Here is a 1023-nt window from a genome sequence, read left to right as displayed (position 1 = left end):
GCCTCCGGCCGGGAGGTACCCCCAGGGCGGGCTGGATTGAGCGCCGGACGGGCGGAAGAGCCAGCCCGTCCGGCGATTGAGGACGAGCGGCCGCCGGGCCGCGACTACGGGGTCCGGGGCAGAGCCCCCGGTTTCGGGAAGGGGTGTGACTGGGGAACAACACCGGTTGCCCGACGAAAGGTCACGGGCCGTGCAGTTCCGCCGCAGCGCGCTCGCCAAACAGAACTCCCCGGAAGAACTCGATCTCCCTCTCCGCTTCGCCCGCCCACCCGGCCGCCTCGTCATGGCCGTCTCCGTCCTCGTCATGGCCGCCGCCGGCTACTGGGCCTGCACCGGCTCGATCGTCGAGAAGGCCGACGCCCCCGGCCTTCTCACCCACGCCGGCGGCAGCTACACCGTGCAGAGCCCCTTCGCCGGCCAGGTGGTCCGCGTCCAGGCCAGGGAAGGCCAACTCCTTCCCCGAAACGCGACGTTGTTCACCGTCCGCACCGAACGCGGCGACCGCGCGATCTTCGCGCTCGACGGCGGTCGGCTCACCACACTCCTCGCCGGTGTCGGCAGCGTCGTCCGCACCGGCACCGACGTCGCGTCCCTGGAGCAGGTCCGAGGGCCGGACGAGCCGCTGCTGGCCGTGCTGTACGCGCCGGCCGGGTCCGGCTCGACGATCCCCGTCGGCGCCCCGGTGGACCTCGCCGTGTCGTCCGCCCCACGGGAGACCTACGGGGTGCTGCGCGGCAAGGTCCGCGCGGTCGGCCGGGTCCCGCAGGACCGGCGGCGGATCGCCGCGTTCCTCGGCGACGAGCGGCTCGCCGCCCGCTTCACCCGGGCCGGCGACCCGGTCGCCGTGGTCGTGGAGCTGCGGAAGGACGCCGCGACGAAGTCCGGCCACGCCTGGTCGTCGGCCGCCGGGCCACCCTTCCGGCTGGACTCCCGCACGCCCGTCACCGGGACCGTGCACCTGAGTACGCGCCGCCCCGTCGAATGGCTGCTGCCGTGACCGCTCCCCCGCCGACCGCCTCCACC

At 74.6% G+C, this 1023-nt stretch carries 1 protein-coding gene; it reads left to right on the top strand.

Annotation, left to right across the window (positions count from 1 at the left end; all coding sequences use genetic code 11):
- Window positions 1-190: 190 nt before the first annotated feature.
- Complete coding sequence (locus tag GL263_RS27180; RefSeq protein WP_182858383.1) at window positions 191-997, top strand: HlyD family efflux transporter periplasmic adaptor subunit; 807 nt, start codon at window positions 191-193, stop codon at window positions 995-997.
- The last annotated feature ends 26 nt before the right edge of the window (window positions 998-1023 follow it).

The organism is Streptomyces durbertensis, from assembly GCF_014156695.1.
GTDB lineage: Bacteria > Actinomycetota > Actinomycetes > Streptomycetales > Streptomycetaceae > Streptomyces > Streptomyces durbertensis.
The sequence above is the reverse complement of the archived record's forward strand: the minus strand, read 5'-3'. Positions and strand labels throughout refer to the sequence as shown.